We start from the raw sequence: 6,193 nt of genomic DNA, 5'->3' as shown, positions 1-6,193 counted from the left end.
TTTAGGTTTTACTATTTCTTGCGCTTTCGGTTCTTCTTTAACTTTTACTACTTTTGCCTCTTCTTTAGGCTTTACTATTTCTTGTGCTTTCGTTGTTTCTTTCGCTTTTGCTACTTTCTGCGTCTTTACTTCTTTCTTTTCTTTAACTGATTTTTGTACTTTCGCTACTTGCTTCGTTTTCTCTTCAGTTTTCTTTTCAGTTGGTGCTGTACTTGATAGGAAAGAAACGTTTGCATAAGCAGTTTTTCCTTTATACTCAAATTGCAACCATCCGTCTTTTACTTGATGCGTTGATTCAATTACATCATCTTTTTTTAGTCTACCAAGAATTTCTGAATCTGTGTTTGCTTCAGTACGTACATTTAACAAATTCGCCGTTACATGATATACATCTTTTGTAAACTCCGAACTTACAAACACTTCTTTACCATCCAACTCAATTTTTGACCAGCCATCTTCGGTATTTATGACTTTTAACTCTTGCCCATTCTTTACTTTTTCGACCACTTTTGATTCTGTAGTCGGTTTTTCACGTACGTTAAGTACATCTGCTGTTACGATTGTTTCTGCGGTAGCAGTTGTGGTAAACGCTCCCAATCCAAAAACAGTTGCTGTTGCTGCGCCAATTACTTTTTTCATATTAGCCTCCATTAAATTTTTTTGAATTTTATCAAATGCCTCCGTAAAATTGTATAATTTTACATAATATCAAAACATTTGCAACAGTATATTAATATTGTTTAATATACTGTTATTAAAACTCCTTACTCCAATACTATCAAATTCTCATTTCTAATTCTATATATTATAAATCTCCTTATCTTTTATAAAAGCTCCATGCCCTTCTTCACACTAAATAGTTGTGGCAATTCCCGCCAAAAATAAACTTACGATTGCTAAAATTTGAGTAGCGACAATAGCCCCTCTTAAATGAAACTTATAATCTTTATATCCTTTCATACCTTCCGTACTAGGAATCACAACAAACCTTGGAGTAATCCAGCAAAAAATTAGCCAATCAATTATAAGTAAATCTACTAAATTGAAAATCATTAAAATACCAAAAGTGTGTAAATAGGCATCCATATACATTAACTTTTCATGCTTATGTAGTATATATGTAGAAACGAAAGGAGTACCGAAAAGAATAGTATTATATACAATATTAAAATAAATGGTTTGCTTTTTTTCATGAATCGATTTTGGAAAAACTACTTTTTGAATATCTTTCGGATAATCAGTTAACGAAAGTCGAGGATTATAATATAAGGACCCTAAAATCATTACGGATAGTACAATAGACATGATGACACCAACGTACATCATTTGCTCAAATTGATTCATATGCTTCATTCACCCTTTTCTGTAATTACTATGATGGTCATTCACTTAATTACATATTGTATGTACGTACATAATCAAAAATTAACAACTAGCTTTAATAGCGAAGCAAAATTGTTGCAATGCAAATGCAAATTTAATACAGTGGAAGCCTAATTGATACAGATAGGATTGGTGAAACCTATGAAAATTGAACATATTGCAATTTGGGTAAATGACTTAGAATGTATGCGTGATTTTTATATGAAATACTTTAATGGTAAAGCAAACTCTTTATATCATAATAAAACGAAACAATTTGAATCTTATTTTATTACGTTCGAATCTGGAGCAAGACTTGAACTTATGCGTAAAAAAGGGATTGAAAATAAGCCTAATTTAAACATAACCGGCTATACTCATATGGCTTTTTCTGTCGGTAGTGAAGAACGTGTGAATGAACTAACAAAGGTGATAAAAGATGCTGGTTATCCTTTATTAAATGGACCACGTTTTACTGGAGATGGCTATTATGAAAGTGTAATAGGCGATCCAGAAGGCAATCAAATAGAAATTACGATTTAACTTACCCTTTTCCACCACCTCCGTATTTTTCCACAGATTAGGCGGTGCTGTTGTTGAGGTGCCAAATGAGGCAACTGCTTACTTTTACCGAAAGCACTATCAAACATGCCAATATTCGCTACTTGGGAACAGCCAGAAGGTGCTGGTGGAAGTATTCGATGGGTTGAAGACTTCCGCTTAGCAATGCTTCCATTTACAAAAGGTGTCTATGTTAATACTCCTGACCTATCCATTAAAAATTGGCCAGATGCATACTTCAGTTGCAACTTTGACCGATTAATGGAAGTAAAAGCGGAATACTTTGCGAAAAATGTCTTTAACTTTCCGCAAAGTATTCCGCTTTTTTAACTGTTTAAATATTTTTTCAAACTGCTAAATAAACATTCATTTTATATTGTTTATTTAGCAGTTTAGTATAAAGACTCTTTTGTTTACATAATAATATTAAGGATTATTAGATATTACTCTTTTACTTCTCTTTTTACTTATAATTACTCTTCCTATATTAAAAGCAAAAGCGATAAAAAAGATAATACTACCCATTAGAAACACTTCATTATAACTACGAATAATTCCTTGCTTATATTTCTCCTTTAGTTGTTTGTAAATCTTGCTCTCCTCATCAGTTTTTAATACTATCTGTTGTTTTTTATTTATTGCTTGCAATACTTTTTCCCTTTCTAAATTTGACAAATCACTTTTTTTAATCACCGTCACTACTTCCCTATTTATCTTCTCTTTTTCAACTAACAACTGATGATTCAGAAACATCACCAGTATTGCTACCCCAACAATACTTCCAACTGTTCTAGAAATATTACATATACTTGCAGCAACACCTGACTTTTCAATCGGTACACTTAAAACTGCTGTTGTTGTATACGGTGCTAATGTGCACCCAGTTCCAATCCCAACGATTATTAATCGCCAAATATAATCCCATGTAGTAAAATTTGAATCTATTTGACTAAATAAATATGATGCTACGATAAATGTTAATAGCCCTATACTACCTACTAATGAGCTTCCCCGATTTGCTGCAATTGGTGTTACGATTACTGTAACAAGCATTGAAACAATCGCTAGTGTGCTAATTATTAAACCTGACTGTAATTCAGACATACCTTCTACTTGAACGAAATAAAAAGCAAGTATAAACAAAAAGTTCATTAATCCCATTCCAACAAAGAATAAAGAAAAATTCGAGATTGAAAACTCTTTATTTGTGAATAACTTTAATGGCAACATTGGATTTTCACTTTTCTTTTCAATGATAAAAAATAATATAAAACCTATGAGTGAGAGCATAAAAAGAAGTATTAAGCCTATCGTGCTTAAATGGTTTATATTTACTTGTATGAGTGCATATACAAGTAAGCATAGTGCAGATGCAGAAGTAATCATACCTGCCCAATCTATTTTAGAGCTTGCAGCATGATCATAGGATTCCTTAATACAAAGAATCACGAAGATGAAAGATAATATACCAACTGGAACATTAATAAAAAACACCCAGCTCCAATTCAATTTGTCAGTTAAAATGCCTCCAAGTGAAGGGCCAATTGCCGCTGCTAATCCCCCAAAAGCTCCCATGATGCCTCCTATCATACCTTGTTTCTCTCTCGGTACTAAATTAAGACCTAGACCTAGCGGCATAGCAACTGGTACGATAACTGCTGCGGAAATTCCTTGTATTATCCTAAAAGCTACTAATGTATGAAAAGAAGTGGCTATACCACACATAAACGAACTAATAGAAAATCCCAATAAACCAATAATATATAGCTTCTTGCGACCAAACTGATCCGCCAGACGTGCTGCAATTAATAAACACGATACAAAGGCAACATTATAACTATTAGCAACCCAAGAAATTGTATCAATTGAAGTATGAAATGTCTTTGTCATTTCTGGTAATGTGATATTCACAATATTTGAATCTAAAATCGCCATAAAAAAGCCTGCAATTAAAGCTATTAATGCAAATTTATTCCTCATTTCTGCCACCCTTATTCGTTTTATTGATTTAAAATGCCACTCACAAATAAACTTACACATGTCTCTATATACTCTTCTAATTGAATTTCTTCTTCCGATATACTTACATTCATAATGTATAAAAACAATTGTCCATAAAACATATTCGCTATCAAACGGTAATTACAGGTAGAAATGTGTCCTTTCTCACCAAGTTTCTTTAAATATTTTTCTAAGTGATTCACTAGATGTGAATTCAACTCATGTAGTAATGCTTTCATTTCACTATTTTGTCTTGATTCTATTAGCACAGCCCAAATATAATTTAGCTTTGGCAAATTGATTTGAATGTATGTTTCCGCCACTTTCGTCAAATCCTTATGTAAATCACCAGTAAACTGCTCTTCTATTTCCTCTAACAAAGCCACTGGTGTCGTACGTAATATAATGCTCTCCCTAAAAAGATTTTCCTTATTTTTAAAATTACGAAATATCGTTAACTCGTTTACCCCTGCTTTTTCTGCTACTTCACGAATGGTTGTCGCTGTATATCCTTTTTCACCAAACAATAACGTAGCAGCTTCCATAACTTTTTCTCGTGCTGTTAATTTCCCCATCTTTATTCCTCCAATCAATATGTAAGTAAGTACTTACTTACTTACATATTATCATAAAAGAAAAATGAAAGTAACTAGTTACTTTCATTTTTCTGAAATCTCATTCTCTATTCCACCACCGAAAGTAAAACTTTCTCAAGCTCATTTTTAGACAACATACTATCATTTATATACACTTGATATGCATTTCTTCCTTCCCTTGCTGGCACAACTATTTTCATAGCCCGTACATGCGATTCTTTATACTCACCGAATGTAACGTTATAGCCATTTAATTTATATTTCTTTATATCTCCAGTAAAATTAGGTCCTCTTTCAGATGGTTTATCAAATGGTTTATCAATAAAGTAATCTTTATATTCTCCTTCAACAATTTCTAATTGATGGATTGTAAAACCTAATTCTGCATCTGAAGTATGTGGCTGTTTTTTTACATTTTGATTTTCATATCTCATCGTAATAAGCGGCATAGGTTTTCCAAGTGTTGCTTCGGCTTTTACCTCTTCCAATACTAATTGATGTCCAACTGGAATATACGTTGGATGCTTAACCGGAAAACCAGTTATTTGTTCAGCTTGTTCAAATGTATAGGTAAAATGTTGATCTATTCTTTCTTCATATGTATGTAATTGTTCCATTACTTCTCTATCTCCCGTTTCTTCATCAGCATTTAGACGATCGGTTGCTGTATATTGTCTTTTTCCATTCTCTACGACACTTACTTTTTTATAAAAATAGTACGATTCCTGTAATAAAGTTACATACTTATCAAAGTCCTTTTCTGTAAATATACTTTTAGCAATTTCTATACGTTCCATTACGCCATTATAACCATCCTCAGTCATTCCCATATCTTGTCTTGCTTTTTCTGGTGTCCCTACAATTTTATCCATTAATGTTGTACCTGCAAAAGTACCGGTCGGTATTAAAATTGCCGCAGCTACAAAGCCAAGTAATAACTTTTTCTGCATAGAAACCTTCCTTTTCATTTTCGACTGTTGGTATTTATAAAAAGAGGTTTGCACTTTATTATCTAAATTTGGAGACGGCTCTATATTCTCTGCTTTTCTTTTTAGTTCATTTGTTACATATCTTTCAAAATCCATTTACTTCTTCCTCCCTTTCGTTTGGCATTTGCTCCATTTCCATTCTTAATCGTTTTAGTGCTGTGTGTAGTCGAGATTTCACTGTACCAATAGGGGTTTGAAGAAGTGCAGCAATTTCATCCAATCTATATTCATGGAAGTAACGCATAATAACTACTTCACGATGTTTATAAGATAAATTTTGTACAACTTCTACTAATTCACTTCGTGTTTCTTTATGTAAAATAGCTTCATCCATTATGTAAGACCGATCTTGTTCATACATTTTCTTCTTTTCAAAGATTCGAAATCGTCGCCACGATTTACGACGCCAATCCTGTACTTCCTTGACAACTAGTCCATGTAACCAAAAACGAAATGAACGATTCATATCATAGTTTCTTATGGACTTCCACATGTTGATGTACACTTCATTAACTATATCGTCTACATCTTGGTTTTGACTTCCTACTAAAAATACTACTGTTCTATAGATATCTTTACATGTATATTCATAAATAATCTGAAAGGCTTCTTGGTCCCCAGACTCCATTTTATATAGCCATTCTTTTAATTGTAATTCATCCAAAGCTCCGTTCCCCTCTCATA

Annotated in this window: 7 protein-coding genes and 1 pseudogene; 2 read left to right on the top strand and 6 right to left on the bottom strand. The window is 32.7% G+C overall.

The window, feature by feature from the left end; genetic code table 11:
* Together ACTFO4_RS24825 and ACTFO4_RS24820 are read right to left on the bottom strand one after the other, a co-directional pair.
* Nucleotides 1-639 (bottom strand): SH3 domain-containing protein (locus ACTFO4_RS24825; protein WP_440014280.1); only part of this gene is annotated, 639 nt, incomplete at its 3' end.
* A 213-nt stretch (nucleotides 640-852) separates the two neighbouring features.
* The gene (locus tag ACTFO4_RS24820; protein WP_001071244.1) at nucleotides 853-1,344 is read right to left on the bottom strand and encodes a hypothetical protein; all 492 of its coding nucleotides are present in this window, start codon (nucleotides 1,342-1,344) and stop codon (nucleotides 853-855) included.
* A 180-nt stretch (nucleotides 1,345-1,524) separates the two neighbouring features.
* Here ACTFO4_RS24820 and ACTFO4_RS24815 point away from each other — a divergent pair, with 180 nt between their 5' ends.
* Entirely contained in the window at nucleotides 1,525-1,905 is a 381-nt protein-coding gene (locus ACTFO4_RS24815; RefSeq protein WP_000687535.1) for a VOC family protein, read from the top strand.
* A gap of 4 nt (nucleotides 1,906-1,909) precedes the next feature.
* Nucleotides 1,910-2,253: pseudogene (locus tag ACTFO4_RS24810) on the top strand (BBE domain-containing protein); the annotation flags it as partial.
* Between the two features lie 96 nt (nucleotides 2,254-2,349).
* Here the strand turns inward: ACTFO4_RS24810 and ACTFO4_RS24805 are convergent.
* The 4 genes from ACTFO4_RS24805 to ACTFO4_RS24790 all read right to left on the bottom strand — a co-directional run bounded on the left by ACTFO4_RS24805 (nucleotide 2,350) and on the right by ACTFO4_RS24790 (nucleotide 6,173).
* Nucleotides 2,350-3,903 carry an MFS transporter gene (locus tag ACTFO4_RS24805; RefSeq protein WP_440014278.1) on the bottom strand — a complete coding sequence of 518 codons (1,554 nt, stop codon included), beginning with the start codon at nucleotides 3,901-3,903 and terminating at the stop codon, nucleotides 2,350-2,352.
* Nucleotides 3,904-3,923: 20 nt separating this feature from the next.
* On the bottom strand, nucleotides 3,924-4,499 hold the full coding sequence (locus ACTFO4_RS24800) for a TetR/AcrR family transcriptional regulator (protein WP_000517409.1): 576 nt from the start codon (nucleotides 4,497-4,499) through the stop codon (nucleotides 3,924-3,926).
* Nucleotides 4,500-4,606: 107 nt separating this feature from the next.
* The gene (locus tag ACTFO4_RS24795; RefSeq protein ID WP_078421375.1) at nucleotides 4,607-5,605 is read right to left on the bottom strand and encodes a hypothetical protein; all 999 of its coding nucleotides are present in this window, start codon (nucleotides 5,603-5,605) and stop codon (nucleotides 4,607-4,609) included.
* On the bottom strand, nucleotides 5,595-6,173 hold the full coding sequence (locus ACTFO4_RS24790) for a sigma-70 family RNA polymerase sigma factor (protein WP_000343948.1): 579 nt from the start codon (nucleotides 6,171-6,173) through the stop codon (nucleotides 5,595-5,597). The genes ACTFO4_RS24795 and ACTFO4_RS24790 overlap by 11 nt, the downstream gene beginning before the upstream one ends.
* Between the last annotated feature and the right edge of the window lie 20 nt (nucleotides 6,174-6,193).

The organism is Bacillus cereus group sp. MYBKT14-1 (assembly GCF_051915185.1).
Taxonomy (GTDB): Bacteria; Bacillota; Bacilli; order Bacillales; family Bacillaceae_G; genus Bacillus_A; species Bacillus_A cereus.
This window is presented reverse-complemented; position numbering and strand designations above follow the sequence as displayed.

Coding starts and splice junctions, on each gene's coding strand:
- ACTFO4_RS24795 (WP_078421375.1), bottom strand. CDS start 5,605: ATGGATTTTGAAAGATATGTAACAAATGAACTAAAAAGAAAAGCAGAG.
- ACTFO4_RS24815 (WP_000687535.1), top strand. CDS start 1,525: ATGAAAATTGAACATATTGCAATTTGGGTAAATGACTTAGAATGTATG.
- ACTFO4_RS24820 (WP_001071244.1), bottom strand. CDS start 1,344: ATGAATCAATTTGAGCAAATGATGTACGTTGGTGTCATCATGTCTATT.
- ACTFO4_RS24800 (WP_000517409.1), bottom strand. CDS start 4,499: ATGGGGAAATTAACAGCACGAGAAAAAGTTATGGAAGCTGCTACGTTA.
- ACTFO4_RS24805 (WP_440014278.1), bottom strand. CDS start 3,903: ATGAGGAATAAATTTGCATTAATAGCTTTAATTGCAGGCTTTTTTATG.